We start from the raw sequence: 1,227 nt of genomic DNA on the forward strand, positions 1-1,227 counted from the left end.
CGGCATCGGCCAGCGCGCTGCCCGCGGCAAGCGCAGCGGCGGCGACGGCCAGGGCGCGCACGGCGACCGCGCTCATTTGGCGAGCATCGGGCGGAGTTCGGCCAGGATGCGGTCGGCCTGGGCCATGCCGTCGAGGCGCACCCACGGCTGGCCCGGCGCACGGCGCAGGAAGCTCACCGGCGTGTGGCCCATCTTGTCGGGCCGGTAGGCGTTGAAGGCCTTCTGAACGGCGCTGCTGGCGGCGTCGCTGCCGGTGAGGAACAGCCAGTCGGTGCCCACCCCGGCGCCGTACTGGCGGGCGTAGGCCTTGAGGCGGGCCGGCGTGTCCTGCTCCGGGTCGATGGACACCGACACCATGCGCACCCGGGCCCGGTCGGCGCCGAGGCCTTCGCGCACTTCGGCAAAGATCCGCGTCATCGGCGGGCAGATCGCCGTGCAGCTGGTGTAGATGAAGTTGAGCAGCACCGGCCGGCCGTCATCCACCAGCGCCGGAAAGGCCGCGCTCACCCCGTCCTGGTTGCGCAGGCTGACCGCCGGCATGGCGTAGGCGACCTCGCTGCGGCTCACCGACGAGACGGCGTGCAGGCTGTGCATGTGGTGGGAATGGTCGTCGGCCGCCCACAGGCCGCTGGGCACCGCCAGCAGGATGAGCAGGATCGCGGCGGTCACGCGGACGGTGAAGAAGGGTCTGGAGGTCATGGCGGGCTCCGCATGCAATGCAGAAAGTGGGCACCCGTCCATTTTCTGGCCGGATGCCCCGTTGCTGGCGTGATGCGCGCCACACCTTGCCCCGACGAAACTCTAAATCACGTAAAAACGGTAAAAACACGTGACATGGCAGCAAGATACGCTAGACCGGGTGATACGGTACGGCCATGCAAAAACAACTCATGCGGCTTAGCGTGTCCCGATGGGTCCGTCAGGAAACGGGCGCCGGCGTGCCTTGCCCGGATGGAGATCTCGGAATGAAGTGGTTCGACTACGACCACATCCAGCGCATTGTGGTGTTCGCAGGGCTGGCGGTGGTGCTGGGCCTGTGGGCCGCCGAGGATGCCGGGCTGCTGCCGGTGGCATCCCACAACCTGCCACCGGCCTCGGCCTCGCTGCCCCAGCTGCCCGGCGCGGCCCCGACGATGCCCCACCTGACCCTGCAGGGTGTGATCGCCGGCAGCGGCTCGGCGCCGCCGGTGGCGCTGCTGGCCGAGGCCGGCAAGCGGCCGGTGCTGG

At 69.7% G+C, this 1,227-nt stretch carries 2 protein-coding genes; one reads left to right on the top strand and one right to left on the bottom strand.

All coding sequences use genetic code 11. The features are described from left to right. Positions 1–72 precede the first annotated feature (72 nt). Positions 73–699, bottom strand: a complete 627-nt coding sequence (locus QQK25_RS23010) for an SCO family protein (protein WP_284190047.1) — start codon at positions 697–699, stop codon at positions 73–75. Between the two features lie 266 nt (positions 700–965). Between QQK25_RS23010 and QQK25_RS23015 the strand changes: the two genes are divergently transcribed. Then, positions 966–1,227: hypothetical protein (locus QQK25_RS23015; protein ID WP_284190048.1), on the top strand; the 262-nt coding region annotated here is incomplete at its 3' end.

The organism is Zoogloea oryzae, from assembly GCF_030161255.1.
Classification (GTDB): domain Bacteria; phylum Pseudomonadota; class Gammaproteobacteria; order Burkholderiales; family Rhodocyclaceae; genus Zoogloea; species Zoogloea oryzae.